The sequence below is a fragment of the uncultured Friedmanniella sp. genome (assembly GCF_964244005.1).
GTDB lineage: Bacteria > Actinomycetota > Actinomycetes > Propionibacteriales > Propionibacteriaceae > Microlunatus.
The window spans coordinates 148,696-174,852 of the sequence record NZ_CAXTHG010000004.1; the positions used below are offsets into that span (position 1 = coordinate 148,696).

The 26,157-nt window shown below is 69.3% G+C and carries 23 protein-coding genes and 1 pseudogene; 6 read left to right on the forward strand and 18 right to left on the reverse strand.

Translation table 11 applies throughout. From position 1 onward, the window contains the following. A pseudogene (locus ACFE76_RS04195) lies at positions 1 to 792 on the forward strand (bifunctional glutamine-synthetase adenylyltransferase/deadenyltransferase); the annotation flags it as partial. An 18-nt stretch (positions 793 to 810) separates the two neighbouring features. Here the strand turns inward: ACFE76_RS04195 and ACFE76_RS04200 are convergent. The 3 genes from ACFE76_RS04200 to ACFE76_RS04210 are packed head-to-tail and all read right to left on the reverse strand — an operon-like array spanning position 811 to position 3,762. Further along, positions 811 to 1,182, reverse strand: coding sequence for a GntR family transcriptional regulator (locus ACFE76_RS04200; RefSeq protein WP_375430481.1), 372 nt, complete (start codon positions 1,180 to 1,182; stop codon positions 811 to 813). Beyond that, on the reverse strand, positions 1,179 to 2,483 hold the full coding sequence (gene mshA, locus ACFE76_RS04205) for a D-inositol-3-phosphate glycosyltransferase (protein WP_375430482.1): 1,305 nt from the start codon (positions 2,481 to 2,483) through the stop codon (positions 1,179 to 1,181). Before mshA ends, ACFE76_RS04200 begins: the two co-directional genes overlap by 4 nt. A 52-nt stretch (positions 2,484 to 2,535) precedes the next feature. Further along, positions 2,536 to 3,762 carry a Fic family protein gene (locus ACFE76_RS04210; protein WP_375430483.1) on the reverse strand — a complete coding sequence of 409 codons (1,227 nt, stop codon included), beginning with the start codon at positions 3,760 to 3,762 and terminating at the stop codon, positions 2,536 to 2,538. Positions 3,763 to 4,058: 296 nt separating this feature from the next. Here ACFE76_RS04210 and ACFE76_RS04215 point away from each other — a divergent pair, with 296 nt between their 5' ends. The 3 genes from ACFE76_RS04215 (at position 4,059) to ACFE76_RS04225 (ending at position 5,702) form a co-directional block, all read left to right on the forward strand. Then, positions 4,059 to 4,460, forward strand: coding sequence for a DUF6907 domain-containing protein (locus ACFE76_RS04215; RefSeq protein WP_375430484.1), 402 nt, complete (start codon positions 4,059 to 4,061; stop codon positions 4,458 to 4,460). Positions 4,461 to 4,644: 184 nt separating this feature from the next. Further along, positions 4,645 to 4,923, forward strand: coding sequence for a hypothetical protein (locus ACFE76_RS04220; RefSeq protein WP_375430485.1), 279 nt, complete (start codon positions 4,645 to 4,647; stop codon positions 4,921 to 4,923). 353 nt (positions 4,924 to 5,276) lie between these two features. Then, positions 5,277 to 5,702: a hypothetical protein gene (locus ACFE76_RS04225; RefSeq protein ID WP_375430486.1), complete on the forward strand. Its 426-nt coding sequence runs from the start codon at positions 5,277 to 5,279 to the stop codon at positions 5,700 to 5,702. A 1,074-nt stretch (positions 5,703 to 6,776) separates the two neighbouring features. Here the strand turns inward: ACFE76_RS04225 and ACFE76_RS04230 are convergent. The 6 genes from ACFE76_RS04230 to ACFE76_RS04255 all read right to left on the reverse strand — a co-directional run bounded on the left by ACFE76_RS04230 (position 6,777) and on the right by ACFE76_RS04255 (position 14,016). Then, on the reverse strand, positions 6,777 to 7,142 hold the full coding sequence (locus ACFE76_RS04230) for a hypothetical protein (RefSeq protein ID WP_375430487.1): 366 nt from the start codon (positions 7,140 to 7,142) through the stop codon (positions 6,777 to 6,779). Positions 7,143 to 8,026: 884 nt separating this feature from the next. Further along, positions 8,027 to 8,359: a hypothetical protein gene (locus tag ACFE76_RS04235; RefSeq protein ID WP_375430488.1), complete on the reverse strand. Its 333-nt coding sequence runs from the start codon at positions 8,357 to 8,359 to the stop codon at positions 8,027 to 8,029. Beyond that, positions 8,356 to 8,757, reverse strand: a complete 402-nt coding sequence (locus ACFE76_RS04240) for a hypothetical protein (protein WP_375430489.1) — start codon at positions 8,755 to 8,757, stop codon at positions 8,356 to 8,358. Before ACFE76_RS04240 ends, ACFE76_RS04235 begins: the two co-directional genes overlap by 4 nt. Beyond that, complete coding sequence (locus ACFE76_RS04245) at positions 8,757 to 9,098, reverse strand: hypothetical protein (RefSeq protein ID WP_375430490.1); 342 nt, start codon at positions 9,096 to 9,098, stop codon at positions 8,757 to 8,759. The genes ACFE76_RS04240 and ACFE76_RS04245 overlap by 1 nt, the downstream gene beginning before the upstream one ends. A 1,135-nt stretch (positions 9,099 to 10,233) precedes the next feature. Then, positions 10,234 to 11,655, reverse strand: a complete 1,422-nt coding sequence (gene glnA, locus ACFE76_RS04250; protein WP_375430491.1) for a type I glutamate--ammonia ligase — start codon at positions 11,653 to 11,655, stop codon at positions 10,234 to 10,236. Between the two features lie 189 nt (positions 11,656 to 11,844). Continuing rightward, a complete protein-coding gene (locus tag ACFE76_RS04255) occupies positions 11,845 to 14,016 on the reverse strand; it encodes a glutamine synthetase III (RefSeq protein ID WP_375430492.1) in 2,172 nt (723 codons plus the stop codon). 164 nt (positions 14,017 to 14,180) lie between these two features. Here ACFE76_RS04255 and ACFE76_RS04260 point away from each other — a divergent pair, with 164 nt between their 5' ends. Further along, entirely contained in the window at positions 14,181 to 14,630 is a 450-nt protein-coding gene (locus ACFE76_RS04260) for an RDD family protein (RefSeq protein ID WP_375430493.1), read from the forward strand. Positions 14,631 to 14,642: 12 nt separating this feature from the next. Here the strand turns inward: ACFE76_RS04260 and ACFE76_RS04265 are convergent, their stop codons facing one another. Next, the gene (locus ACFE76_RS04265; protein ID WP_375430494.1) at positions 14,643 to 16,031 is read right to left on the reverse strand and encodes an FAD-binding oxidoreductase; all 1,389 of its coding nucleotides are present in this window, start codon (positions 16,029 to 16,031) and stop codon (positions 14,643 to 14,645) included. 55 nt (positions 16,032 to 16,086) lie between these two features. After that, complete coding sequence (locus ACFE76_RS04270; RefSeq protein ID WP_375430495.1) at positions 16,087 to 17,871, reverse strand: ABC-F family ATP-binding cassette domain-containing protein; 1,785 nt, start codon at positions 17,869 to 17,871, stop codon at positions 16,087 to 16,089. Between the two features lie 135 nt (positions 17,872 to 18,006). On the opposite strand from ACFE76_RS04270, the gene ACFE76_RS04275 reads away from it, so the two are divergent. After that, entirely contained in the window at positions 18,007 to 18,492 is a 486-nt protein-coding gene (locus ACFE76_RS04275; protein WP_375430496.1) for a DUF1707 domain-containing protein, read from the forward strand. Here ACFE76_RS04275 and ACFE76_RS04280 read toward each other — a convergent pair. From ACFE76_RS04280 to sucB, 7 genes are all read right to left on the reverse strand, one after another. Beyond that, on the reverse strand, positions 18,471 to 19,316 hold the full coding sequence (locus tag ACFE76_RS04280) for a DUF4191 domain-containing protein (protein ID WP_375430497.1): 846 nt from the start codon (positions 19,314 to 19,316) through the stop codon (positions 18,471 to 18,473). The two genes, ACFE76_RS04275 and ACFE76_RS04280, sit on opposite strands and share 22 nt — an antisense overlap. Beyond that, positions 19,309 to 20,277, reverse strand: coding sequence for a lipoyl synthase (lipA, locus tag ACFE76_RS04285; protein ID WP_375430520.1), 969 nt, complete (start codon positions 20,275 to 20,277; stop codon positions 19,309 to 19,311). Before lipA ends, ACFE76_RS04280 begins: the two co-directional genes overlap by 8 nt. A gap of 56 nt (positions 20,278 to 20,333) precedes the next feature. Then, entirely contained in the window at positions 20,334 to 21,314 is a 981-nt protein-coding gene (locus ACFE76_RS04290) for an ABC transporter permease subunit (RefSeq protein ID WP_375430498.1), read from the reverse strand. Beyond that, on the reverse strand, positions 21,311 to 22,384 hold the full coding sequence (locus ACFE76_RS04295) for an ATP-binding cassette domain-containing protein (RefSeq protein ID WP_375430499.1): 1,074 nt from the start codon (positions 22,382 to 22,384) through the stop codon (positions 21,311 to 21,313). The genes ACFE76_RS04290 and ACFE76_RS04295 overlap by 4 nt, the downstream gene beginning before the upstream one ends. Before the next feature lie 73 nt (positions 22,385 to 22,457). Beyond that, on the reverse strand, positions 22,458 to 23,183 hold the full coding sequence (lipB, locus tag ACFE76_RS04300; protein ID WP_375430500.1) for a lipoyl(octanoyl) transferase LipB: 726 nt from the start codon (positions 23,181 to 23,183) through the stop codon (positions 22,458 to 22,460). A gap of 101 nt (positions 23,184 to 23,284) precedes the next feature. Continuing rightward, the gene (locus tag ACFE76_RS04305) at positions 23,285 to 24,190 is read right to left on the reverse strand and encodes a TIGR01777 family oxidoreductase (protein WP_375430501.1); all 906 of its coding nucleotides are present in this window, start codon (positions 24,188 to 24,190) and stop codon (positions 23,285 to 23,287) included. A 13-nt stretch (positions 24,191 to 24,203) separates the two neighbouring features. Next, on the reverse strand, positions 24,204 to 26,135 hold the full coding sequence (sucB, locus tag ACFE76_RS04310) for a 2-oxoglutarate dehydrogenase, E2 component, dihydrolipoamide succinyltransferase (protein WP_375430502.1): 1,932 nt from the start codon (positions 26,133 to 26,135) through the stop codon (positions 24,204 to 24,206). Positions 26,136 to 26,157 lie beyond the last annotated feature (22 nt).

Sequence of the window (26,157 nt, forward strand, 5' to 3'; positions counted from 1 at the left end):
GCCGGGTTCGGCACGGGCGGCCGCCGGACCCCCGAGGGCGGCGACCCGACCCGGACGGCGACCGCGGTGATCAGCGAGCTACGCCGGTTGCTGGCCCGGCCCGGTGTCGACCCGGCGCTGGTCGTCGACGCCGACCTGCGGCCCGAGGGCAAGGGCGGGGCCCTGATCCGCTCGCTCACCGCGTACCGGAACTACTACGCGCGCTGGTCCTCCACCTGGGAGCTGCAGGCGCTCGTCCGCGCCGACGCCCTCGCCGGCGACCCGGCCCTGGGGGCTGAGCTGCTGGCCGAGATCGACGCGCGCCGGTGGCCGGTCGACGGGCTCGACGCCGGCCAGCTGTCAGAGATCCGCAAGCTCAAGGCGCGGGTCGAGGCTGAACGGCTGCCGCGCGGCGCCGACCCCGCCACGCACACCAAGCTGGGGCCGGGCGGTCTGGCCGACGTGGAGTGGACCGTCCAGCTCCTGCAGCTGCAGCACGCCTACCGGGTGCCCGCCTTGAGGTCCGCGCAGACCATCACCGCCCTGCGGGCCGCCCGGGACGAGGGCCTGATCGACGCCACCGACGCCGGCCACCTCGAGGCGGCCTGGCTGCTGGCCAGCCGGATCCGCAACCAGATCATGCTGGTCCGCGGTCGCGGCTCGGACTCCCTCCCCACCGACACCCGCGAGCTCGCCGCCCTGGCCGAGCTGCTCGGCTACGGGCACGGAGAGTCCTCGCACCTGTTGGCGGACTACCGCCGCATCACCCGTCGCGCCCGGGCGGTGGTCGACCGGGTCTTCTGGGGCCTCTGAGCTCGAAACGCGGCGGGCTCACTCCTCCAGCACCGTGCGGACGAGCCGCAGCACCTCGGCCGGCGTCATACCCCGGTCGAGCAGTGGCTGGAGGGCGGACCGGACGTTGCCCCGCAGCTCCTCGGTCGCCGTGTCCCCCTGGTCGGCGACGACCGTCCCGAGCCGTCCAGCGGTGGTGAGGAAGCCGTCCCGCTCGAGCACGCGATAGACCTTCGCCACGGTGTTCGGAGCGACGCCGAGGTCGCCGGCCAGGGTTCGGACCGGCGGCAGCCGGCTGCCGCTGACGAGCGCGCCGGTCCGGATCAGCGCGACCACCTGGGTCTGGATCTGCTCGGAGACCGGGGTGGGCGCGGCCGGGTCGAGCCGCAGGAGAAGAGGGGTCGCACTCACGATGAGCGGAGCCTGGTCCTGCCGCTCCCAGGTCCATGGGGTACCACGAACCGGCCTTCGGAGCCCTTCCGCAGCGTGGCGGCGTGGTAAGCCGCGAGCGTCGCCGCCGCGGTGTTGTCCCAGCTGAAGCGGGAGGAGTGCCCGGCGGCGTTGGCACCCATCCGCACCCGTTCGCCGGGGGAGTCGAGCACGGTGGCGAGCGCGTCGGCCCACGCCCCGGCTTCGTGGCCGCGGACCAGCAGACCCGTCTGGCCGTCCCGGACGGCGTGCCGCAGCCCGCCCACGTCGGTGGCGACGACCGGCCGACCGCAGGCCTGGGCCTCGAGCGCCACCAGCCCGAACGACTCGTTGTGGGAAGGCACCCCGACCACGTCGGCCACGCAGTACCAGCGGAAGAGCTCGGCGCGGGGGGAGTGCGGCCGCAGCTCGACCAGGTCGGCCACCCCGAGGTCGGCGATCAGCGGGACCAGGCCCTGGGACCACTGCGACTGCGGGCCGCTGGGGCTGCCGATGATGATCAGCCGGAGCCGCTCGCGTCGGGTCGGGTCGCGCGCCACCAGCTCGGCCACGGCCCGGATCAGCACGTCCGGTGCCTTCAGCGGCTGGATCCGGCCGACGAAGAGGATCACCTGGTCGTCTTGGCCGATGCCCAGCTGGGCGCGCGACTTGGGCTGGTCACAGGGGTGGAAGGTGTGCAGGTCGACCCCCGGTGGCACGACGGCCACCTGCTCAGGTCGGGCGCCGTAGTGCTCGTGCAGCTCGCGCGCCTCATCGACGGTGTTGGCGGTCAGCACGTCCGCCCGGACCACGATCTGGGCTTCTCCTCGGTCGCGGACGTCCGGTTCGGGAGTCTGCCCTTGGCCGAGCGCGACGTTCTTGACCCGGGCCATCGTGTGCATCGTGTGCACCAGGGGGAGTCCGCACTGCTCGGCCAGCTCGAGGCCGACCATCCCCGACAGCCAGTAGTGGGTGTGCACCAGCTCATGGCCGTTCAACCGTTGCCGGACGGCCTCGGCGAAGGTCGCTACCATCGCCGGCAGCTCCTCCTTGGCCACGGCCGCCCGCGGGCCGGCGGGTACCTGCACCACTCGTGTGTGCTCGTTGACTTCGACGACGTCGGGGCTGTCGTCCTCGGCCCGGGTGAAGACGTCGACCTCGATCCCGCGCTCACCGAGCCGGCGTGCGACCTCGGAGACGTAGACGTTCAGTCCGCCCGCGTCGCCGACCCCCGGAGTGGCGAGCGGTGAGGTGTGCATGCTGATCATCGCGATCCGCTGCGGGTACTCGACCGGTGCGGTCATCGAGGACCCCGTTGGCGACCAGCGTCGTTCGGCTCCGGCCGTGCTGTCTCGGTCATCGTGCTGCCCCCTCCGGGAGATCTTGACCCAGGATCACCGCATGGATCCGTGGCGCTCGGAAGCGGCGGTCGTAGCTCGCAGCCTTCCGTACCGGCTCGAGGATGGCGAGCTCGACCAGCTGGCTGATCAGGCCGTTGGCGCGTGCGTAGGACACACCAAGGTCGGCCTCCACCTGGCGTGCGGTGAAAGAAGGCCGGGCCAACGCAACGTCCACGAGCTTGAGCGCGTTGTCGGCCCGCAGCGGCGAAGCGCGCACGACCTCTTTCAGGTCTCCTTGGACCCGCAGCAGGCTCCGCAGCTGATGGTGGGTATCCAGCGCTGACTGCTCGATCCCCTGGGCGAAGAAGTGGACCCATTCGTCCCAGGCTCCCTGCGTGCTCACGCCGTAGAGCCGGTCGTAGTACTCGCTCCGCCTGGACTCGAACCACGGCGAGACGGTGAGCGTCGGCTCGGTGAGCACACCGTTGATCAGGAACTGGAGAACGACGAGCAACCGGCCCAGTCGGCCGTTGCCGTCGTGGAAGGGGTGGAGGCTTTCGAACTGGTAATGCGCCATCGCCGCCGCCACCACGGGGTCAATGTCGTCACGTCGTCCCTGGGAGACCCATGCGAGCAGATCGCGCACCCTGGCCTGGAGATCCAGTCCGGGCGGAGACGGGACGAAGCGGGAGGCGTGAACCGGCAACATGTCCGGGGAGGCGTCGGGCCGACGACCGATCACGACCTGGATGTCCCGGATCCGGCCCGAGGAGGGACTCTCGCTGGGTGTGCGGTCGACCAGGATGGCCTGGAGCTCGGCCAGCATTCCCACCGTCAGAGGTCGTCCACGCCGCACCGAGCTGAAGGCGTGCTCGGCCATCACGACGTAGTTCAAGACCTCGCGCACGGTCACCGAGGACGGCTCATTCTCGTCCTCGATCAGCACATCGCGCAGGGGAGCGTAGGTTCCCTCGAGGGCCGAGGTGCTCTGAGCCTCCCGGTTGAGAGTGGGGCGGCGCAGCAGGGCAGGATTGGGGAGCTGGCGCGCAGTACTGTCCAGGGTGGCCAGAGCTGCGCGCGTCCGGGACACCTGGCGGTACGTCGCGGCACGCAGGGTCGGTTCCTGGTCGCCTAGTGGTTGCGGCGTGAACGCCCGATGGGTCCAAGGCCCTCGGACAGGGTCGAGCCCGTTGATGGTGATCAGATCACCCGGACTTGCGTTGTCGAACATTTCGAGGTCCACAATGCAAGGCTAGCGGCACTTCCCGAACATTGTGACCGGGTGAATGTTCGACAACGAGCAGACTCCTGGACCGGCGAGCGACGAGCCGACGGGCATCGTGAGGCCGCGCTTTGAGGCAGTTCTTGACGGAGCGCTCAGCGAAGACCTGGGTAGTGCTGATCATCCCCTGAGGTAACGGGCCTAGCGTTCAGAGCACGGCCGCTGATGGGTCTCGGGGGAGGCTCTGAGGCGGCTGAGGCCGGGCGGTCCCTCAAGGACCGCCCGGCCGCTCAACCGGGGGACTGAGAGGAACAACCATGTCGAGCACCGAGCATCCGCGCGACGAGTACGGCAACCTGCGCGGCTTCGGTCTGCGCGTGCCGACGATGCACCCCTGCCCGCCTTGGTGCACCGACGACCACGGCCACGGCTTCGACGGCGACGCCGTGGCGGGCTTCCCGAGCCGCTGGCACGAGGCGGTCGAGGAGCACTTCGATGTCGAGGACAGGAACCCGCTCGGCAACACCCACAAAGAAGTCGGGGTGTCCGTGCACACCCTCGAGACCGTGGAAGCGGCCACCGACCGGATCGTCTGGGTCGACGATCCCGAGCTGTGGCTCGGCGCCGACGACGTGGTCAAGCTGACCGCCGCCGAGGCCCGCCGGCTGGCCGCCTCCCTGTTGCGCGGGGCCGACGTGCTCGACGCCATCCGGAGCTGATCTTCCCACGGGGCACCAGCTGACGCCGAAAGGCCATGATCACCTGGCCCGTTCTCGACGACCGGGTTTCATCCGGGTTTCGCGGTGCACCAGCTTCTGACCAGAAGCAGCGTTGATCACAAGGACATGGCCCTGCCGAGGGAAATGCCCCACGAGCGGGCTTCCGTCCGACTACGGTCTCCCTGTGACCGAGTACCTCACCGAGCAGCAGCCCGTTGGCGAGCCCAGCCACTCCTTCAACCCGCCGACCGCCGCTCCAGCGGCACGACCTGCCTACTTCCTCCAGTCTTGGCTGGCAACCGGAGCCTTGGTCGTCCTCGCCGTAGTCGCACTGGTCTGGACGGTGGAGCTCATCCGCATTCAGCAGGACCTTCACAACACGAGCATCGTGATCCAGTCGCAGGCCAAGACTCTGGCGACTGCGCTCAAGACCGCGTTCAGCGAGTTCGGTACGGGCGGCTAGGTTCAGCCTCACACCTCAGAATTGCCCTCGCTCTGGTCGGACTGTTCCGACCAAGGCGACCCGAGCCGCGACCACCTGGGTGATCGCGGCCGGTGGGGACGCCTCTTGCGGCCGAGACTGGCTCGTCAGCAGTCGTAGTAGAGCTCGAAGTGCACCCGGTGCGTGGGCAGCGTTGGAGAGGTTGGTAAAACCCCTCCGACTAGGGCAAGCGCTGTGAGCGCATATCAAGTAATGACGGGGTTTGCGGCCAGTGTGCGGCCAGATCTCGTAAAGCAAGGCGGCCTCGGCCAGGTGTTGACGCACCGGACCGAGACCTTGATCCCCACCCCTTTTCCGACAAGGAGTCAAGACCCATGTCCATTCTCGACGACAACACCGACCCCCGCACTACGAACGCGGCGAAGTGCGGCAACCCTGAGCCAGCCCTCCCCGCGTGCCCCGCCTGGTGCACGCACGACCAGCCCAACCAGCCCAAGATCGACCACACCTACCTCGACGAGGACGCGGCCGGGTGGCCGATGCGCAAGCACACCATCGAGTACCCACTGGTAGAAGCGAGCAGGGACCACCGCCCGGACACCCCCGTCCTACCCGATGTCTTCGTATGTCTGATGCAGGCCGAGAGCGCCACTCCCGATGGGCTTCATCGCGGCCAGTTCGAGATCGGACTGGCCGCTGACGAGTTTCCGCACCTGACGGCCGGCGAGGCGCGCCAGGTTGCGGCCCACCTCATCGCGGCCGCTGACGAGCTGGACGAGCTGACGGACGGCATCAAGTGAGCACGACCGCCAAGCTCCCGCCCTGCCCCCCTGGTGCGACCAGGAGGACTGCCAGGGTGACGCCGTCGGGCCCGACGAGCGCTACGGCGACCAGACGACCCTTGTCCACGGCGCCGCTGGAGATCGAACGGAGTACCGCGATCGGCAGCGCGATACGTCGAGGAAGAGCGACTGCAGCCAAGTCAACTTCTGGGTGACGGAAGTGTTGAGCGACGAAGGATCGCCGACGTGGGATCAGCCTGGGGCTGTTCATCACCTTGGGCCGCTCGGAGAGCCGCAACTTCGCAGGCGCCGAGCTCAGCCCGGCCGAGGCCCATGCTCTGGCGCGGGAACTGTTGGAGAAGGCCGACAGGGTCGACCCGGAGCTCGGCCGGGCATGAGCGACGCCGAGGACGTCGACCCGGTTGACGACCGCTATGAGCAGTGGGAGGCGGCTGCGTGGCTTCTTCCGCGGAAGATCCACGCCGCGGCAGTGCGTCACGTACATCGACGAGGACGAGAAGGTGCACACGGGCCGGGTGGAAGACGTCAGCCCGTCACCGTGGGCCGAGCAACCTGGCGACTTGTGGCAGATCGACTTCACTGACCAGTTCGGCGTGATGTTGTGGGACGTCCCTGACGACCTGCTCGAGGTCGAGTCGGGGCGGCGAGCTGCTGCTGTTCGGCGCCCTCCGCGAGGTTGCGGTGATGGCCGCATGAGTGTCCGGGTCATGCCTGGTAGGCGCGAGGAGCTACGGGCCGGCACGTACACCTGCCACTACTGCTTCGCGGTCGCGACAACCTTCGACCACATCGTCCCGTCGTGCTTGGGAGGAGGGGGCTGCTACCCGGTCAACCTCCAGCCAGCGTCCTACGCGTGCAACCAGGCGAAAGCGGACTGGCTACCCACTTGCCAGTGTCGCCGATGTCAGCGAGCGTTCCGCCGCTGGTCTAGGCGTCAACCCGAGGATCTACGGCGCCAGCTCATCGATCGTTTCGCGACGTAGAACGCATCACCGCGATGTCATCGCGGTGATGAGACAGGCCGCCCCCCCGGGTTGGGCAACAGGGGGCCGCTCTTCGCGTTCCGAAACATCAAGACACAACCTGGACTACAACGCGCACGGATTCCTCCGGAACATAAGCTATCCAGGCGATCGGTTCCCGCATCTGCTCGGCCGCGTACTCAAGTTTCTTGACCTGCGAGAGGGCGCCTGGCACCTCCACACACTGGAGCGCCCACCACTTCCCCGAGCGTTCCGCGGTAACGGTGTACTGCTCGAGGCCACGCACGAGCTCAATCCTGGCGTCCGAGAAGTCCCTGCCATGCTTGACCGAGAGGTAGTCGCGCACCTCCTGAGGCGCATCCTCAAGCGTCCGGGCCTGGGTCACGCCCTCGCCGTCGACGTGCAACTCCCAGCCGTCTCGCCACTTGATGGTTCGGACGGTATAGGTCGGCATGAGGTGAGCCTAGAGGGACCGCATGCATTCGCGGCGGGAACCACAGACGATCCTCTCCGAGCGACCCGATAGGGTTTCATCCGTGACTGAGACTGACGAGAGGAAGTGGCGTCAGGACGTTCTCAACATGCTGGGCCGTCAACTCGACGTGCTTCACGACCTCAGCGACGCTCTCCAGCGGCTGGAGTCAAACGCCGAGTCGACAACTCAGGATGCGGAGCCGTCGGCCGCGGCCACAACACCTGTATCCCGTCCCAACCCCGACGATCCATTCACGGCAAGCGAAGCTGCAGCACTGCTCAACGTCAAGACTGAGACGATGGGTACCTGGCGGAGCTCGTTCGGGGGCAAGGGGCCGAGGTGGATCAAGGTGGAAGGCGCCCCGCTACCGCCGAGGCGACGTCAGTACACGGATCGAGGAGCGACGGAAGTTCAACCTGCCACCAGCCATCCCGGGGCGGTATCGTGGGACCAGGGCGACCGTGCCAGGACCGCCGCTTCGCGATCAGGCGCGGTGCCGAGGAAGCGGCACGGAACCTAAAGCCGCCTCACGTTACGGGCACGACATGGGCGTCTGCCACGTTTGCGGCGATCCTGCTCTCACTATCCGCCGCGACGGCCTGCTTAAGGTGCACTAGCCTCGGAACTGGTGACGATCTCGGTCGGAACGCTTCGCACGCGGCGCCTTCTCTCTTGCGGGACCTCCCGCGCCGGCCTGTGTAGTTGTCGTGGATCAATAGCCGAGCAGCCCGTCGCCGTTCGGGTCGCTCTGGACGGGCCTCAGCCGCTCGGCCGGCACCCACTCTTACGTTACTACTGGCCCCACGCTCTATTAGAACAGTAACTCGATTCAGGCGGACCGAGTAACCGGCAGCTGGAGATCGTCAGGCAGCTGCACCCAGAAGGATGACGCCCTCTCGCTTCTTCTCGGCCATGTTGTTGTCGCTCACTCGGTTGTTCGAATGTGCGGCGTCGAAGGACCAGAGCGGCTTCTCGTGTACGAATTGCACGTCCCAGTTGACGTCGAGCAGCATCCGGTCAGCGTCGATCGAGACGACTTTGGCAACGTAGAACTCGTCGCCCCCCATCATGTCGAAGAGCTCGAGTACTGATCCCTCGACCAGGTCGTCTCGGTTCGGCTGGCTGACCAGGTCGACGTAAGCCTGAAGCAGGCCGGTCTTGGTGAGCGCGTTCAGGTCGGTGCGGATGGAGGTCACCAGGTGCTCCGTTCCAGTTTCGGTACAGGGTTCGCGATCGGTTGGCTGAAGCAGTCGATGAAGCGCTGAGCATCCGATTCTGACACATTGCGGGGAAAGTAGACGTGGAAGTGGCAGTCTGCTTCAGACTCGTCGCGCTCGTCAACAAGAACGTAACCAGCATCGGCCAGGGTCTGGACGGTTGTCACCTGGACCTTGGTCCATGGCGCTTGGGCACTTCGGCACAAGCCGATGAGGTCTTCCTGCTCTCCGTGGTTCGGGACCGGATCAGCTGCGAAGACGGACAGGCGCATCGGTCGTCCTCGATCCTGCTCGCTGCGCAAGTAGGTCAACAGCGCCGAGGCGTCGCGCCTCGTACCACCGCGCATGACGACACCGGCCTCCCCGGGCAGAGGCATCAGAAGCCGAACCCGGAACGGATCTCCTCGAGTCGGCTAGCCGGCACTGCGAGTCCGATCTTGCGGAATCGGCAGGAGTAGAACTCGGTGCGCTGCAGTCCGATCGCTCCGATGACAGATGGGCGCTCATCCGGAACGACCCAGAACAGCTGCTCAGGGCCGTCGGAGTCGAAGACGCAGCTGTTCATCACGAGCCCGTCGAGCAGAGCCAGCACGGCCGGCCCAATGATCTCGCAGTTCTCGAACCGGACGTCGACGATCAGATCCTCGACCACCGCTAGGTCGGTGATGCGGACGGTCTGGTTGCGGTACTCGCGCGTCCCAGGGTGCGGCGTCGTCACGATCCTCATGGTGTCACGTGTGCAACCCAGCAGTGGCCGGGGTCAGGCCGCCGCACGCACTGCGCCGGCTGCGTCGTCGAGCTCGACGACGAGAACGCCTACCGCCACGGCGGGAATGATCGGAGCGGCTTCCGGGTCCGCTGCAGGGCGTGCGAGAAGACGGAGCGCCGGCGGACGGCGCTGGTCTGCGCGATCTGTCAGCAGCACTTCTCCCTGGTCGGTCAGCCCCGAGCAGTGGGGAGCGCCGAGGAGCGCCTGCAGGAGACGGTGTGCCGGCCGTGCCGAACCGGGCTGGCGGCGTTCGGGGAGGACGTCGGTCGGTTGTGGCGGGCGGCCGACTACCTGTTTAGGTGACCAGGCCTGAGTGGCCACTTCACTAGCCACGCCGCTTCAGCCAAAACAACCACCGCAGGCCGGGTCGCGAGGCGGGCCGGCGCCTCGGCCAACGGCCAGACCTGAGGCGGGCGAGGACGGGCCGGCTGGCACTACCAGTGACGGACGGGCTGACGCCTGCTGGAGCTGGACGGCCGACACTCGGCACGAGGGTTGCGCGGACGGGCCCACCTTGCGAAGGACGTGGGAGGCGCACCGCAGGAGCGGCAATTGGGTTCGGTGGGGGCTGGAAGCTGTTCCGGCTAGCTTGTAGAGCCTGCCGGAGGCGGGTTAAGGCCGCCAGCGGCCTTCGCGTAGTCCCGTAGATGCGTAGAGCGCAAGCATGCGAGGCGTCGGCGGGCGGTCCGAGCCCGGCAGCGGCAGGGCGGCACGGACGGCTCTGGCAGGTCAGACGGTACGGGCGCAGCAGCTCCAGGGCGAGGCCGGCGGCAGTCTGGCATCTTGCCGAGCCAGCGGTTACGGGCTGCAAGATGACAGCGACCCGACCACCACGAGGAGTTCCGTGGCAGCCCGGTCGGCTGTTTCCCTGCAATCGGCGCAGGATGCGAGTGGGGCCGCCAGCTCGGCCCGTGGCAGAGACCACGCTCGACACCTACGGGCACCTGTGGCCGGACTCCTACGACAGCACAAGGGCCGCGATCGACGTGGTGATCGCGGCCCTTGTGCTGGCGCTCCTGCGGACTATCTGCGGACTAGGAAGGGGAGCGCGATGCATCCTCCCTAGTCAGCAGCAGGAAGACCCTCAGCAGTCGTAGTAGAGCTCGAACTCGTGCGGGTGCGGACGCAGCCGGACGGCGTCGATGTCGGCCCGCTTGAGCTCGACCCAGGTCTCGATCAGGTCGGGGGTGAAGACGTCCCCGCCGAGCAGGAAGTCGTGGTCGGCCTCCAGGTTGTCGAGCACCCCGCCCAGGCTGTCGGGCACGGTCGGGACGGAGGCGTGCTCCTCGGGCGGCAGCTCATACAGGTCCTTGTCCACCGGAGCGAGCGGCTCGGTCTTGGACTGGATGCCGTCGATGCCGGCCATCAGGATCGCCGCGAACGCCAGGTACGGGTTCGACGACGGGTCCGGGCAGCGGAACTCGACCCGCTTGGCCTTCGGGTTCGAGCCGGTGATCGGGATCCGCATCGCCGCCGAGCGGTTACGCGAGCTGTAGACCAGGTTGACCGGCGCCTCGAAGCCCGGCACCAGCCGGTGGTAGGAGTTCACGCTCGGGTTGGTGAAGGCCAGGATCGACGGGGCGTGCTTGAGGACGCCGCCGATGTACCAGCGGGCGAGGTCGGACAGCCCGCCGTAGCCGGCCTCGTCGTAGAACAGCGGGGTGCCGGCGTTCCAGATCGAGGAGTGCACGTGCATGCCCGAGCCGTTGTCGCCGAAGATCGGCTTGGGCATGAAGGTCGCGGTCTTGCCGGCGGCCCAGGCGGTGTTCTTGACGATGTACTTGAACTTCTGCAGATCATCACCGGCGGCCAGCATCGTGCTGAAGCGGTAGTTGATCTCGGCCTGGCCGGCCGTCCCCACCTCGTGGTGGGCGCGTTCCACGGTCAGCCCGGCCGCCTCGAGGTGCTTGGTCATGTCGTCACGGAGGTCGGCGAAGTGGTCGACCGGCGGCAGCGGGAAGTAGCCGCCCTTGTACTTGACCTTGTAGCCGCGGTTGCCACCCTCCTCGACCCGGCCGGTGTTCCAGGCGCCGGCCACGGAGTCGATGGCGTAGTAGCCGGTGTTGGCCTTGGTCTCGTAGCGGACGTCGTCGAAGACGTAGAACTCGGCCTCGGGCGCGAAGAACGCGGTGTCCCCGATGCCGGTCGAGGCCAGGTAGTTCTCCGCCTTGCGGGCGATGTTGCGCGGGTCGCGGCTGTAGGGCTCCTTGGTCAACGGGTCGTGGACGAAGAAGTTCAGGCACAGCGTCTTGGCGATCCGGAACGGGTCCAGGTACGCCGTCGTGGGGTCGGGCAGCAGCGCCATGTCCGACTCGTGGATCTTCTGGAAGCCGCGGATCGACGAGCCGTCGAACGCGAGCCCGTCCTCGAACACCTCGGGCCCGAACGAGCCGGCCGGGACGGTGAAGTGCTGCATCATGCCGGGCAGGTCGCAGAAGCGGACGTCGATGATCTCGACGCCTTCATCCTTGACGTAGGCCAACAGGTCGTCAGCGCCTTGGAACATGAGTCTCCTTCGTCGGAGTCGGGTGTCGGGCGGGCCTGCACGACACGGGGTCAGTTAGCAGTATGGCTCCCGCGCGACTGACCGGGCTAGAGCGTGACCGAGACGTCCCGATCACCTGGCCCGGACATCCGTCACCGGACGGCTCCTCGAGGGATCCGTCCGGTGCGGCGGGTGAGCCGCGAGTCCGGCTCAGATGATGTTCAGCATCTCCTGGTACGTCGGGAGCGGCCACAGGTCGTCGGCCACCACACCTTCCAACGCGTCGGCGGCCGCACGGACCTTCACCATCGGCGGGATCAGCGTGTCCCGGGCGTTGGTGGCGTGCTCCATCGAGTTTCCCTCGGCCTCGTGCGCGAGCGCGGCATCCAGCTCGGTCAGTCCCGCCAGCAGGTCGGTGACCAGGCCGGAGATCGCGGTCAGCGTGTCGGAGTCCCAGGGCAGCTCGACGGCCTTGAGGCTGGTGGCGACCGTGGCGAGCTCGCCGAGGTAGCGCTGCGCCGCGGGCAGGATCGTCGTGCGTCCCAGCTCGGCGGTCTGCTTGGCCTCCACGTGGACGCTCAGGATGTACTGCTCAAGGTAGACCTCCTGCCGGCTGGCCAGCTCGCGGTTGCTCAGCACGTTGTACTTGTCGAGCACCTCGACGATGGCCGGCTCGGAGAACTGCTCCAGCGCGTCCGGAGTGGTGCGCAGGTTGAGCAGCCCGCGGGACGCAGCCTCCTCCTGCCACTCGTCGCTGTACCCGTTGCCGTTGAACACCGCCGCGCCGTGGTCGGTGATGATCTTGGCCAGGATCGTCTGCACGGCGTCGTTGAAGTCGGTGCCGGCGGCCACGGCGGTCTCGAGGTCGGTGGCGATGTAGTCCATCGCCTCGGCCATGATCGTGTTGATCGCGACCATCGGTCCCGAGATCGACTGGCTGGAGCCGGGAGCGCGGAACTCGAACCGGTTGCCGGTGAAGGCGAACGGGCTGGTCCGGTTGCGGTCACCCGGGTCGGCCTTCATCGGCGGCAGGGTGTCCACCCCGACGTGCAGGGTGCCGGACTCCTTCGAGCCGGTGGCCCCCCCCTTGGCGATCTGGTCGAAGACGTCCATCAGCTGGGCGCCGAGGAAGATCGAGATGATGGCGGGCGGCGCCTCGTTGGCGCCGAGACGGAAGTCGTTGCTGGCCGAGGCGACGACGGCGCGAAGCAGACCGCCGTAGAGGTGCACCGAACGGATGACCGCGGCGCAGAAGACCAGGAACTGGGCGTTCTCGTGCGGGGTGTCGCCCGGGTTCAGCAGGTTGCCCTGGTTGCGGTTGCCGATGGAGAAGTTGACGTGCTTCCCGGAGCCGTTGACGCCGGAGAAGGGCTTCTCGTGCAGCAGGCAGGTCATCCCGTAGCGCTCGGCCACCTTCTTGAGGGTGGTCATCATCAGCTGCTGGTGGTCGTGCGCCAGGTTGGACTTCTCGAACAACGGCGCGATCTCGAACTGGCCGGGAGCGACCTCGTTGTGCCGGGTCTTGGCCAGGATGCCCTGCTTGAACAGCTCCCGGTCGACCTCGATCATGTACGCCAGCACCCGCTCGGGGATGGCGCCGAAGTAGTGGTCGTCGAACTCCTGGCCCTTGGCCGGCGGGGCACCGAACAGCGTACGGCCGGCGCTCATCAGGTCGGGCCGGGCGTAGTAGAAGTGCTCGTCGATCAGGAAGTACTCCTGCTCGGCGCCGGCGTAGGACACCACGGTGTCGATATCGGTGTGGCCGAAGAGCTTCAGCACGCGGGCGGCCTGCACGCTCATGGCCTGCTGGGAACGCAGCAGCGGGGTCTTCTTGTCCAGGGCCTCGCCGGTCCAGGAGATGAAGATGGTCGGGATGCAGAGGGTGTTGCCGTTCGGGTTCTCCAGGATGTACGCCGGGCTGGTCACGTCCCAGCCGGTGTAGCCACGGGCCTCGAACGTGCTGCGGATGCCACCGTTGGGAAAGCTCGAGCCGTCCGGCTCGCCCTGCAGCAGCGTCTTGCCGGTGAACTCCGCCATCGAGCTGGAGTCACTGGAGGGCTCCAGGAACGAGTCGTGCTTCTCCGCGGTCAGACCGGTCAGCGGGTAGAAGACGTGGGCGTAGTGCGACGCGCCGTTCTCGATCGCCCAGTCGCGCATCGCCGACGCAACGGCGTCAGCAACGGTCGGGTCGAGCGGGGCGCCCTTCTCGATGGTGGCGTTGACCGAGCGGAAGACGTTCTTGGGCAGCCGTGCCTTCATCTCGGTGGGTCCGAACACGTTCTTGCCGAACAGCTCACCCAGCGGCTCGCTGAAGTCCTTGTCGGGAATGGCGTAGTCGCCGACGGCCTTCACGGCGGCGCGGCGGGTGGCGTTTCCACTCATACGGTGGCTCCTCGGTTTGATGGCTCGTCGGTGGCCGGGGTCCGACAACACGAGCTGCTCCTGGGGCCCCGCCCGCCTTCCGACGTTACGAAACACACAAGTCCGAAGCGTTCCGGCGATATGTCGGACGTGTGACGTCCCCACCTCCGACGTAGCCTCGGGGCGTGCCCGATGTCCCCACCGATCCCGTCCGAGCGACGGGAGACGACCTCTACCCGGGGGAGCGCCTGGGACTCCCCGCCGACGGACGTGGCTCCCTCGCCTCCTGGCGGGCGCGGATTGCGGCGCTGGTGCTCGACTGGGCGGTCTGCATGGCGGTGGCGGTGAGCCTGTTCGGTACCGGGGTGCTGACCGGCAACGGGTGGCGGTCCTGGATGATCCTGGTCACCTTCTGTGTGCAGTCAGCACTGCTGGGCTGGCTCGCCGGCGGCAGCCTCGGTCAGCTCGCCTGCCGGATCGGCGTGCTGCGGCTGGACCGGGTACCGCTCGGGCTGCCGCGGGCTGCCGTACGTGCCGTGCTGGTCAGCCTGGTGCTGCCGGCTCTGGTGGTCGGCGCCGACCGTCGCGGCCTGCACGACATGGCCGTCGGCACCGCGGTGGTCAACCGCCGCTGAGGCTGCCGCGGGTCAGAGCACGGCTCCGGGGTTGAGGATGCCCTGCGGGTCCAGTGCGTTCTTGATCCGGTGCGACAACGCCATCACGTCCGCGCCGAGCTGGGCGGGCAGCGCCCCCTTCTTGGTACGGCCGACGCCGTGCTCGCCGGTGATCGTGCCGCCCAGGCTGAGGGCCAGGGTCATGATCTGCTCGAACGCCTGCTGGGCGCGGTCGGCGGCCGCCGGGTCGGAGGCGTCGAAGACGATGATCGGGTGGGTGTTGCCGTCCCCGGCGTGCGCGACCACCGGGACCTCCACGTCGAGGGAGGCCGCGATGGCGGCGACGCCGGCGACCAGGTCGGGCAGCAACGGCACCGGGACGCCGACATCTTCCAGCATCAGCGAGCCCCGGACCTCGATCGCGGTGAACGCGAGCCGGCGAGCGGCGATGAACATCTCGCCCTCCTCCGGGTCGTCGGTGACGAAGACGTCGCGGGCACCCGCGGCGAGGCAGGCCGCCTCGATCGCCGCGACCTCGGTGGCTGCTGCGGAGGCGGGGGCGTCGGACTGCGCGATCAGCAGGGCGCCGGCGCTGCGGTCCAGCCCCATCGGGCGGTAGTCCTCGACGGCGTTGACCGAGGGGGAGTCCATCAGCTCCAGCATCGAGGGCCGGACCGTACGGCCGATCGCCACGACGGCACGGGCGGCGTCGGTCACCGAGGAGAAGGCCGCCACCATCGTCGCCCGGGGCGGTTGGGCCGGGATCAGCCGCAGGATCGCCCGGGTGATGATGCCGAGCGTGCCCTCGCTGCCGACGAAGAGCTTGAGCAGGCTCAGCCCCGCCACGTCCTTGATCCGAGCGCCGCCGAGGGTGATCAGGGTGCCGTCGGCGAGCACGACGTCCAGGCCGAGCACGTAGTCGGTGGTGACGCCGTACTTCACGCAGCACAGGCCGCCCGCGTTGGTGGCGACGTTGCCCCCGATCGAGCAGATCTCGTACGACGAGGGGTCGGGCGGGTACCAGAGCCCGTGCTGGGCGGCTGCCGCTTTGACCTCGACGTTCAGCGCGCCCGGCTCCACCACCGCCACCCGCGTCTCGACGTCGATCTCGACGGTCCGCATCCGCTCGAGGCTGACCACGATCCCGCCGTCGACGGCCGAGGAGCCACCGGAGAGCCCGCTGCCGGCGCCTCGCGGCACGACCGGTACGCCGTGCGCGGCCGCCCAGCGGACGGCTGCCTGCACGTCGGCCGCGGTCCGGGCTCGGACCACGGCGATCGGCGTCCCGGCCGAGGGGTCGCGGGCCCAGTCCTGCCGGTAGTTCTCGCACGTCACCGCGTCGGTGCGGACCGCGTCGCCCAGGGTCGTCACCAGCTCGGCCAGGGCAGGGGTCACTACCTCAGGCGTCATCGTTGCTGCCATGCCGGCCAACCTACTCACCTTGCGCGCAACATCTTGTGACCGACGTCAGCGGAGGTCAGCCGACCTCTTCGGCCGCTTCCATCCAGCTCAGCTCGAGCTCGTCCTTCTCGGCGACGAGCGCGTCGAGGTCACGCTGCAGGTCGCCGAGCTGGGAGTAGTCGCTGGCCGCCCCGGCCATCTGCGTGTGCAGTCGGGCGATCCGGACATCGACCTTGCTCAGCTGCTGCTCCACCCGGGCCAGCGTCTTCTTGGCCAGGCGCGACTGGGTGGCCGAGGAGCCGCCCCCTTCGGAGACCGAGCCGGCCGAGACGCTCGACGTACCGGCCGGCCGGTCACGCCGGGCCTGCAGGTACTGGTCGACGCCGCCCGGCAGCAGCACGCAGCTGCCGTCGCCCATCAGGGCGTAGGTGACGTCGCAGACCCGCTCCAGGAAGTACCGGTCGTGCGAGACCACGATCAAGGTGCCGGGCCAGGAGTCGAGATAGTCCTCGATCACGGTCAGGGTGTCGATGTCGAGGTCGTTGGTGGGCTCGTCCAGCAGCAGCACGTTGGGCTCGCTCAGCAACAGCCGGAGGAACTGCAGCCGGCGCCGCTCGCCGCCCGACAGGTCGCTCAGCCGGGTGGTCAGCTTGTCACCGGTGAAGCCGAAGTCCTCCAGCAACGTGCTGGTGGAGGTCTCCTTGCCCGACGCCAGCTGGGTCGAGCGGCGCAGCTCGTTCACCGACTCCAGCACCTGCGCGGAGCCCGACAGCTCGGTCACGTTCTGGGAGAGCTGCCCGATGGCCAGCGTCCGACCGCGCTTGACCGAGCCCGCATCGGGCTCGGTCTCACCGGTCAGCAGCCGGAGCAGCGACGTCTTGCCCGCGCCGTTGACCCCGATCAGGCCGATCCGCTGCCCCGGGCCGATCGACCAGCTGAGGTCGGTCAGCAGCTCGCGTCGGCGAGCACCCTCGCCGACCCCGAAGCCGACGTGGACCAGGTCGAAGACGTCTTTGCCCAGCCTCGACACCGAGAACCGCTCGAGCTCGAGGGAGTCCCGCGGCGGCGGTTCGTCGGCGATCAGGGTGGTAGCGGCGTCGATCCGGAACTTCGGCTTCGACGTCCGCGCCGGGGCGCCGCGGCGTAGCCAGGCCAGCTCCTTGCGCAGCAGGTTCTTGCGCCGCGCCGCCATCCCGGCGGCCTGCCGGGACCGTTCGGCCCGGGCCAGCACGTACGCCGCGTAACCGCCGTCGTAGGAGTCCACGACGCCGTCGTGCACCTCCCAGATCCTGGTGCAGATCGCGTCCAGGAACCAACGGTCGTGGCTGACGACGAGCATCGCGATGTCGCGGGCCTGCAGCGCCCGCAGGTGCTCCGCGAGCCAGGCGACCGCCTCGACGTCCAGGTGGTTGGTCGGCTCGTCGAGGACGAGCAGGTCGTGCGGTCCGAGCATCAGGGCCACCAGAGCGGTCCGACGCCGCTCGCCGCCGCTCAGCGAGCCGACAGCCGCGTCGAGGTCGACGTCGGCGAGCAGGTGCTCGACCACCAACCGGGTAGCGGCGTCGGAGGCCCAGACGTGGTCGGCCTGGCCGCCCACGATGACGTCCCGTACGGTCGCGTCGGCCGAGAAGTCGTCGGCCTGGTGCAGGTAGCCGACCGACACCGCTCCGGTCCGGGTCACGCGTCCCCGGTCGGGCTCGGTGAGTCCGGTGAGGATGCGCAGCAGGGTCGTCTTGCCGTCGCCGTTGCGTCCGACCACCCCGATCACGTCGCCGCGGGCCAGCCCCAGGCTCAGGTCGTCAAGCAGCACCCGGGTGCCGTAGGTCATGGTGACGTGCTCGGCGTTGACCAGGTTGGCCATGGGGTCTCCTCTCCGTCTCCTGCGCCGGGTCTGGGTTCAGACCAGGGTCTCGATCATTCTCGTCGCCTTCGGCCCGTGGTCTGGACCTCGTTCGTGGGACTGGACCGGGCCGCGACCAGGTCCGAGGGTGGGGTCATGGACACCCCACGCCCTCTGGTCCCGTTACCCACCACCGGTCTGCACCAGCGAGCCGGCGACCTCGACCGCAGCGCGGTCTGCGACCAGCTGTCCACGCACTTCGCTGCCGGCCGGCTGACCTCCGACGAGCTGGACGCCCGGCTCGGCGCGGCCGTCAGGGCCGAGACGCTGCTCGACCTGCGCCGGCTGGTCGGCGACCTGCCGCTGGCGCCGGCTCCGGTGACCGTCCCGCCCCAGCCCGCTCCGCGAAGCCCGTGGCGGGCGGCTGACCTGCTGGCCCTGCTCGCGGTGGTCGGCTGCCTCGGCTTTGCCGCGCTGATGATCCTGGTCCTCGGCCTGACCGGTCAGGGCTGGTTGGTGGCGGCCGGTTTCGGCGGGGGCTGTGTGGCCGCCCTCGGCGGCGCCTCGCTCACCCACCTGGTCCACCGGGCCAGCCGCGAGCGAGCGGCCGACCAGCGCGATCAGCGGCCGCGCATCGCCTGACGCGAGCCCTTGGTCTGGCGGGCGCTGGTGGGCATCGGGCCCTTCGGGATCGGGATGGGTGGTCGGACGGCGTCGAGGGCGCGCAGCCGGGCCCGCACGTCGGTCACCTGGTTGGCCTGCAGGCTCTTGGGCAGCTTGCGGATGTGGTCGGCCAGCCGGCTCAGCGGCACCTGACCGGGGTTCTCACCCATCACCACGGTGTGCACGGTAACCCCGTACGCGACCCGCTCGTGCTTGCGCACCTCGCCGCTCAGCAGCTGGCGGACCCGACCCGGCTCGCCCTCGCCGATCAGCACCAGACCGCCCGGGCCGAGCGTGCGGTGGACGACGTCGCGGTTGCGGTTGGCGGCGATCACCGGGGTGGAGATCCACTGCTTGGGCAGCATCTGCAGCGCGACCTCGGCGGACCCGGCCTGGCCGGCGTAGCGACGGTAGGTCGCCGCCTTGGCCCGGCGGACCAGCATCAGCATGGCCAGCAGGACGCCGATGAGCAGACCGAAGACGGCGGCGTAGATGACGTGCCCGGTGAGCAGCCCGAGCACGACCCCGAGCACGACCGGCAGCAGCAGTGCGCCGAGCATGAGGTACGGCAGCTTGGGGTCGTACTCGTGGGTCAGCTGGTACGCGCGCTGGATCTGCTTGAGCCGGCCCATGTCCGCCGGGTCGGTACTGGCCTTCTTGCGGGCCTTCTCGTTCGCCTTCGCCGTCCGGGCGGCCAGCTTGGCCTCCTTCGGCGATAGCGTCGCGGGAGCGCCCTTCACCGGCGAGGTCTTGCGCGGCGGTAGGGCGGTCGCCCCGGTCTTGCGGGCCGGCCGGTCAGCCATGACGGGCTCCTGAGATGGTCTCGACGCGAGAGTCGCGAGCGAACTCGGATTCTAGGGCCTCGTGGCCGATTCTGGACTCCAGAGCCTGACGGTACAGCCGACCGGCGCGGTAGGAGGACCGGACGAGCGGACCGCTCATCACCCCGGCGAACCCGATCTCGGTCGCCTCGGCGCTCAGCTCGACGAACTCCTCGGGCTTCACCCAACGCTCCACCGGGTGGTGCCGCGGAGAGGGCCGCAGGTACTGGGTGATGGTGATCAGCTCGGTGCCGGCCTCGTGCAGGTCACGCAGCGCCGCCGACACCTCCTGCCGCGTCTCGCCCATCCCCAGGATCAGGTTCGACTTGGTCACCAGCCCGGCGTCCCGGGAGGCGGTGAGGACGCCGAGCGAGCGTTCGTAGCGGAAGCCCGGACGGATCCGCTTGAAGATCCGCGGCACGGTCTCGACGTTGTGGGCGAACACCTCGGGCCGGGTCGAGAACAGCTCGTCGAGGTAGGCGGTGTTGCCCGAGAAGTCCGGCGCCAGCATCTCGACCCCGGTGCCGGGGTTGAGCGCGTGGATCTGACGGATCGTCTCGGAGTAGAGCCAGATGCCCTCGTCCGGCAGGTCGTCGCGGCAGACGCCGGTGACCGTGGCGTAGCGCAGGTTCATCTTCTGGATCGACTCGGCCACCCGCAGGGGTTCGCCGGCGTCGAAGTCAGCCGGCTTGCCGGTGTCGATCTGGCAGAAGTCGCAGCGGCGGGTGCACTGGTCACCGCCGATGAGGAACGTAGCCTCCCGGTCCTCCCAGCACTCGAAGATGTTGGGGCAGCCGGCGGACTGGCAGACGGTGTGCAGGTCCTCCGACTTCACCATGGCCTGCAGCTCGCGGTACTCCGGACCCATCTTCGCCGTGGTCTTGATCCAGGACGGCTTCTTCTCGATGGGTACAGCCGCGTTGCGGACTTCCAGCCGCAGCATCTTGCGGCCTTCCGGGGCGATTGTCACCGGCTCAGACTACCCGGCGGCGCTGACACTCAACTGACGTCCCGACGGCGGAAGACCACGTAGCTGGCTGCCAGCAGGACCACCAGCACGACCGCCCAGTACAGGCTGCCGGCCCCGAAGGTGATCACGTGCGGGAACTCGGTGTAGTTGTACTGACCGTCCGGACCGATCTCGTTGAGGTAGTCGACGTAGTGGTAGTCGTGCTGAAGAACGGCGAGCGCGTTGTTCTCCGGCAGCAGCCGCTTGGCGGCCTGCAGCGTGGGCAGGACGCCCATCACGATCTGCAGCACGAAGGACAGCAAGAGGTAGCCCAGGACAGCTCCGGCGGCCGCGATGGTGTGCCGGGTCAGCATCGCCAGCGAAAAGCCGATCACCACCGCTATGACGCCGATGAGGACGCCACGAGCCCCCATCGCGTCGATCTTGCCGAGCCCGACCACCTCGGCGCCGGCGACCTGGGTCAGCAGGGCGGTCAGCCCGATGGCCAGGGCGGCGACGACGGCGGTGATAACGGCCCCGACCAGCACCAGGGCCACGAGCTTCGACGCGTACACCTTGGTGCGTTCAGGCACGAAGCTGAGCCAGTTGGCCAACGACCCGCTCGAGAACTCCGCGCCGATCAGCGACGCGCTCAGGAACAGCAGCGCCAAGCCGGTGACGAATACGCTGACCGTGACCGAGAGGCTGGCGACGTCGGCGAAGTCGGACACCGAACGCTGGGCGTAGTCCTCCAGCTGTGGCTCGGGGTACTCGCACGCCTCCCGCGGGTTGCCCTGGGCGACGCAGTCCTCGGTGTCCTTGGCGTACTGGTCCTTGTTCTGCTCGTAGTCGACCTTGGCTTCGGCGTAGTTGGCCTGGGCCTGCGCCCGCTCGGTGTCGGTGAGCGGCCGGACCGAGGTGTAGACGGCGAGCTGGGTGAGCAGCACGACCAGCAGCACGGCGCCGAGGGCGATCCAGGTGAGCCGGCGGCTGCGCAGCCGCAACAGCTCGGCGCGGACGAGGGGGATCATCGCTGCTCCTCCTGGCGGGCGCGGGCGGGCCCCGGGGCGACCGGTGGTGGGGGTGGTTGGGGACGGCCGCCCGTCCCGGTGGCGCCGAGGTGCTCCTCGGCGGTGAGCTCGAGGAACACCGACTCGAGGTCGGCCTGGATCGGCATCAGCTCGAAGACGAACAGGCCCTGCTGGGCCAGCAGCCAGGTGATCCGCGCCGGGTCGAACGCAGCGGCCTCGGCGCCCGCCGCCGCGGTGGCGCGCACCTCCATCCGTGAGCCCGGCAGCGGCACGACGGCGAAGCCAGCAGGGCCGAGGATGGCGGCGGCGCGGGCGGGATCGGCGACCCCGAGGCGTACGGCCTGGCCACCGCCGGCGGCGATGATGTCGTCGACCTCACCCTCGGCCAACAGCTTGCCGCGGCCGATGATGGAGACGGTGTCGGCGACCTGCTGGACCTCGCTCAGGATGTGGCTGGAGACCAGGACGGTCTTGCCGCGGTCGGCCAGCCCCCGCATCGTGGCGCGGATCTCGTGGATGCCGGCCGGGTCGAGGCCGTTGGTCGGCTCGTCGAAGATCAGCAGGTCGGGGTCCTTCAGCAGGGTGCCGGCGATGGCGAGCCGCTGCTTCATGCCCAGCGAGTACTTGCGGAAGGCGTCGCGCTCGCGGCCCTGCAGCCCGACCTCAGCCAGCACCTCATCGACCCGCTTCCGCGGCGTACCGATCGCGGTGGCCAGCAGCTCGAGGTTGCGCCGGCCCGAGAAGGCGGGGAAGAACTTGGGCTGCTCGACGATCGCGCCGACCCGGCCGATCACGCCTGGCAGCCCGGCCGGCACCTCGCGGTCGAAGACCCGGATGTAGCCGGAGTCGGCCTTGATCAGGCCCAGCATCATCCGGATCGTGGTGGTCTTGCCCGACCCGTTCGGGCCCAGGAAGCCGTGCACCCCGCCCAGCGGGACCTTCAGGTCGAGGCCGCCCACGGCCTGGTGACGGCCCTTGCGGGTGCGGTAGGACTTGCGGAGGTCGCTGACCTCGACGGCGTAGCCACGCGGGGCTGCAGCCGCAGCCCGGCGTGGGGCGGGAACCGACATAAGGGGCCTCTCAGGTCCGGAGGTCCCTCACCTTAGGGGACCGCGGGGCCCGAATCGTCCTACCGGGGTCGTGTCAGGCCGCGCCGACTGTCAGCCCGTAGGTCAGGGTCGGCACCTCCGCAGTAGCGACGTCGGGCGACTGCTCGTACGGCTCGAAGGCGAGGTAGTGCTCCAGGTGCGGGCGCAGCAGGTGGGCGACCTCGGACAGGCCCGGTGCCTCGCCCAGCTCGGCGGCGAGGGAGGTGACGCCGACGTCGGTCAGGCCGCACGGCACGATACGAGAGAAGCCGCTCATGTCCGGGTCCACGTTGATGGCCAGGCCGTGCATGGTGGTGCCGGCGGCGACCCGGACTCCGATCGCGGCGATCTTGCGTTCGGGCCGACCGGTCGCAGGGTCAGCCGCGAGCCAGACCCCCGAACGACCGCGCACCCGGCCGGTGACTAGCCCGTACTCGGTGCAGAGGCCGATCATCGCCTCCTCGAGCCGTCGGACGTAGTCGACGACTCCGACCGCCTCGGGCAGCTTCAGCAGCGGATAGACCACGAGCTGCCCCGGCCCGTGCCAGGTGATCTTGCCGCCCCGATCGACCTCAACGACCGGGATGGAGGAGTCGAGCGGACGCTCGTGCGGCTCAGTGCGCTTGCCGGCGGTGTAGACCTCCGCGTGCTCGAGCACCAGCACGGTGTCCGGACGCGTACCCGCCGCGACCTCCGCATGGATCGCCCGCTGCAGCCGCCAGGTCTGCTCATAGTCGCAGAGCTCGCTGCCCAGCCCGAGGTACAGAAAGTCGAGAGCCATGCGGGAATCCTAGAGGGCTACCGATCCCGGCTTCCTGGGCGCAGGCTGTGGATCTGGAGTCAGCGGTGCAGGGTCAGCGGTGCAGGGTCAGCGGTGCAGTGTCATCGATGTAGAGCCGAGGCGATGGTCTGCTCGACGTCGGCGGCGGCGAAGACGTAGCCGTCGCGGGTCAGCCGTTCGGGGACGACGTAGCAGTCGCCGACCAGCTGCTCCGACAGCTCGCCGAGCGCGCGCCGCAGCACGAACGCGGGGGCCTTGAGCAGCCGCGGCCGGTGCAGGGCGGCGGCCAGGGCAGTCGTGAAGTCGGCGTTGGTCGTCGGCCGCGGGATGGTCAGGTTGTACGGCCCCTGGGCGCCCGGGGTGGCCGCGGCCCAGAGGGCGATCCCGAGGTAGTCCTCGAGGCTGATCATCGGCATCCGTTGCTGGCCGCTGCCCAGGGTGGTCCCGAGACCCGCGGACCAGGCCAGGAACATCGGCACGAACGAGCCTCCGCTGCGGTCCAGCACCGGACTGGTGCGCAGGAGGACGGTGCGGACGCCGGCGTCGACGGCCGGCTGTGCCGCCGCCTCCCACTGCACGGTGAGCTGGGCCAGGAAGTCCGCCGCGGCGGGAGAGTCCTCGGTCGCCGGTAGGGCCCGGGCGTCGGTGCCGTACCAGGCGACGCCACTCGCCTGCAGCAGCACCCGCGACGTCCCCTCGCCGGCCCGCGCGGCGAGGGCCCGGGCGATGGTGGTCGTCGTCTGGACCCGTGAGCTCAGCAGCAGCTCGCGTCGCTCCGTGGTCCACGGTCGGGTGAAGACCGGGGCGCCGGCCAGGTTGACCACCACGCCGACCCCGTCCAGGACCGCCGGGTCGAGCTCGCCGGCGGCCGGGTCCCACCGGCGCTCCGTCGCACTGGCCGGCTCGCGCCGGACCAGCCGCAGCACCTCATGACCCTGCTCGGCCAGCCGCACCCGCAGCTCCGTACCGAGGAAGCCTGACGCGCCGGCCAGCAACCACCTGGTCATCGGGAGGTACCCGTCACAGCCCGAACTCACTGCCGAAGTCGCCCTCCTCCAGACGCGACTTCAAGGCGGTGAGGAACCGTGCGGCGTCGGCGCCGTCGACGATCCGGTGGTCGTAGGACATCGAGAGGTACATCATGTCGCGGACCGCGATCACCTCACCCAGCTTCGCGTCGTTGATCACGACCGGACGCTTGACCAGCGCGCCGGTCCCTAGGATGGCGACCTGCGGCTGGTTGATGATGGGGGAGTCCATCAGCGTGCCGGCCGACCCGTAGTTGGTGATGGTGAACGTGCCCCCGCTGAGCTCGTCCGGCGTCACCTTGTTGGACCGGGTCCGCGAGGCGAGGTCGGCGATCTTCTTGGCCAGACCCGCGATGTTCAGGTCGCCGGCGTCCTTGATCACCGGGACGAGCAAGCCCTTCTCGGTGTCCACCGCGATCCCGATGTGTTCGGCACTCGGGTAGGTCACCTCACCGGCCTCGGTGTCGATGGTGGCGTTGACCTTCGGGAACACCTTCAGCGCCTCGACCGCCGCCTTGGTGATGAAGGGCAGGTACGACAGGCTCGCACCCTCGCGGCGCTTGAAGTCGTCCTTGGCCCGGGCCCGGATCCGCGAGATGGCGGTCAGGTCGACCTCGACGGTCGCGGTCAGCTGGGCAGAGACCTGTAGCGACTCCACCATCCGCTTGGCGATGGTCTTGCGCAGCCGCGACATCTTCTCCGTCGTGCCCCGCAGCGAGCTGGGCTCGGCGGCCACCGGGGCGGGAGCGCTGCTGCGGGCCGCGGGAGCCGCGGCTGCAGGTGCAGCCGCGGGAGCCTTGGCCTGCTCAGCGGCCAGCCGGGCCTCCTCCTTAGCCGCTTCGGCCGCGGCGAGCACGTCCTGCTTGCGGATCCGACCGCCGACCCCTGTGCCGGTGACCGAGGCGAGATCGACGTCGTGCTCCTTGGCCAGCTTGCGGACCAGGGGTGTGACGTAGACCGCGTCGCCGTCGGCCGCGACCGGGGTCGACGCACGCGTCGGCACGGTCGGGCCGTGCCGTTCGGGCTGGGCGTCCGCCGCCGACGTCCGCGGCGGGGTCGGGCTGGGCGCGGGCTCTGCCGCCTTGGGCTGGGGTTCGGGCGCGGGGATCGGCGACTGGCCGCCCTCGTCGCCGGCCGCGGTCTGCTCGCCGACGGAGGTGCCGTCGGTCACGGTGGCGGTGGCCGGCGGGACGGGCTCCTCGCCCTGGCTGGCGGCCTCGGACGCGTCGTCACCGTGCGGGGTGCTGTCCTCGCCGGAGTCGGTGGCGGGCGCTGCTGCGGGGGCGGAAGCGCTGGACGCCTCGCCGACCACGGCGAGCACGGCCCCGACCTCGACGGTCTCGTCCTCCTGCACCCGGATCTCCAGCAGGGTCCCGGAGGTGGGGGAGGGGATCTCGGTGTCGACCTTGTCGGTGGAGACCTCGAGCAGCGGCTCGTCGGTCGCGACCGGGTCGCCGACCTTCTTCAGCCAGCGGCTGACGGTGCCCTCGGTGACGCTCTCGCCCAGGGCCGGCAGCGTGACCTCGACGCCGTTGCCACCGCTGGCGCCCGCCGTCGTCTCGGCGGTGGGAGCGGGCGGGTCGTCCTCGGCAATCTCCTCGTCAGCCTTCGACTCGGGCTCAGGCTCGGTCGTGGCGGCCTCGTCCGGAGCCGCGGGCGGCTCGTCGGAGGAACCGCCGGCCTCGCTGGCGTCGCCGATGACGGCGAGCACCGCGCCGACCTCGACGGTGTCGTCCTCTTGGGCCTTGATCTCCAGCAGCACACCGGCCGTCGGGGAGGGGATCTCGGTGTCGACCTTGTCGGTCGAGACCTCCAGCAGCGGCTCGTCAGCGGCGATGGTGTCACCGACCTGCTTGAGCCACCGGGTGACGGTGCCTTCGGTGACGCTTTCGCCCAGGGCGGGGAGAGTTACATCAGTCGACATCGTTGTTCGGGGCTCCTTCGTC

Bases quoted from the DNA above. Each gene is read 5' to 3' on its own strand.
- mshA (WP_375430482.1), bottom strand. From the start codon at position 2,483: ATGACCGCACCGGTCGAGTACCCGCAGCGGATCGCGATGATCAGCATG.
- ACFE76_RS04215 (WP_375430484.1), top strand. From the start codon at position 4,059: ATGTCGAGCACCGAGCATCCGCGCGACGAGTACGGCAACCTGCGCGGC.
- ACFE76_RS04225 (WP_375430486.1), top strand. From the start codon at position 5,277: ATGTCCATTCTCGACGACAACACCGACCCCCGCACTACGAACGCGGCG.
- ACFE76_RS04230 (WP_375430487.1), bottom strand. From the start codon at position 7,142: ATGCCGACCTATACCGTCCGAACCATCAAGTGGCGAGACGGCTGGGAG.
- ACFE76_RS04240 (WP_375430489.1), bottom strand. From the start codon at position 8,757: ATGCCTCTGCCCGGGGAGGCCGGTGTCGTCATGCGCGGTGGTACGAGG.
- glnA (WP_375430491.1), bottom strand. From the start codon at position 11,655: ATGTTCCAAGGCGCTGACGACCTGTTGGCCTACGTCAAGGATGAAGGC.
- ACFE76_RS04255 (WP_375430492.1), bottom strand. From the start codon at position 14,016: ATGAGTGGAAACGCCACCCGCCGCGCCGCCGTGAAGGCCGTCGGCGAC.
- ACFE76_RS04265 (WP_375430494.1), bottom strand. From the start codon at position 16,031: ATGGCAGCAACGATGACGCCTGAGGTAGTGACCCCTGCCCTGGCCGAG.
- ACFE76_RS04270 (WP_375430495.1), bottom strand. From the start codon at position 17,871: ATGGCCAACCTGGTCAACGCCGAGCACGTCACCATGACCTACGGCACC.
- ACFE76_RS04275 (WP_375430496.1), top strand. From the start codon at position 18,007: ATGGACACCCCACGCCCTCTGGTCCCGTTACCCACCACCGGTCTGCAC.
- ACFE76_RS04280 (WP_375430497.1), bottom strand. From the start codon at position 19,316: ATGGCTGACCGGCCGGCCCGCAAGACCGGGGCGACCGCCCTACCGCCG.
- lipA (WP_375430520.1), bottom strand. From the start codon at position 20,277: ATGCTGCGGCTGGAAGTCCGCAACGCGGCTGTACCCATCGAGAAGAAG.
- ACFE76_RS04290 (WP_375430498.1), bottom strand. From the start codon at position 21,314: ATGATCCCCCTCGTCCGCGCCGAGCTGTTGCGGCTGCGCAGCCGCCGG.
- ACFE76_RS04295 (WP_375430499.1), bottom strand. From the start codon at position 22,384: ATGTCGGTTCCCGCCCCACGCCGGGCTGCGGCTGCAGCCCCGCGTGGC.
- lipB (WP_375430500.1), bottom strand. From the start codon at position 23,183: ATGGCTCTCGACTTTCTGTACCTCGGGCTGGGCAGCGAGCTCTGCGAC.
- ACFE76_RS04305 (WP_375430501.1), bottom strand. From the start codon at position 24,190: ATGACCAGGTGGTTGCTGGCCGGCGCGTCAGGCTTCCTCGGTACGGAG.
- sucB (WP_375430502.1), bottom strand. From the start codon at position 26,135: ATGTCGACTGATGTAACTCTCCCCGCCCTGGGCGAAAGCGTCACCGAA.